General features: G+C 32.7%; 1 protein-coding gene. It reads left to right on the forward strand.

The genetic code is table 11. The features are described 5' to 3' along the window. A partial coding sequence (locus tag ACY3FQ_RS08805; protein WP_489773876.1) for an IS5 family transposase occupies positions 1–702 on the forward strand: 702 nt, incomplete at its 5' end. Between the last annotated feature and the right edge of the window lie 17 nt (positions 703–719).

Genomic DNA, 719 nt, shown 5'->3' on the forward strand with positions numbered 1-719 from the left:
GATATCTATTTCAAATCTAATTTGAGAAATTTTGTCGAAGCAATACTTTATAGAATAAGAACAGGCTGCCCATGGCGTGATTTGCCTAAAGAATTTGGTTCGTATAACTCAATCTTTAAAAAATATAATCGTTGGTGTAAAAATGATAAGTTAATGAAAATATTTAAATTAATTTCTTCAAATGCTGATATGGAATGGGTTTTTATTGATGCTAGTCATGTTCGGGCACACCAACATTCTGCTGGAATAAAAGATCAGGATATTTCTAAAAGCATTGGTGGAAATAGTTCTAAAATACACTTAGCTGTTGATGCGGATGGCAATCCAATCGAAATTATTATCTCCGATGGAACGATACATGATGTCAAGATTGCTCCCAAAATGATTGAAAAACTTGATTTGAGTGAAACGGAAGTATGTTGTGCAGACAAAGGATATGACTCTGAATCATTAAGAGAACAAATATCTGTGAAAAAAACTAAAGCGAATATTCCAAGAAAATCAAATACTCAGTCAAATAATGATCATATGGATTGGTATTTATATAAAATCAGACACTTAGTTGAGAATGCATTTTGTAGGTTAAAGCAGTTCAGAGGAATAGCAACACGATATGATAAGCTAAAGTGTAGCTATGAGGGGGCAGTTGCATTAGCTTGTATATTTATTTGGCTACCTTTATCGGGTAAATTCTATACTTGAAATGTCAACAGACCCTA

The sequence above is a fragment of the Acinetobacter sp. AB03 genome (assembly GCF_058107045.1).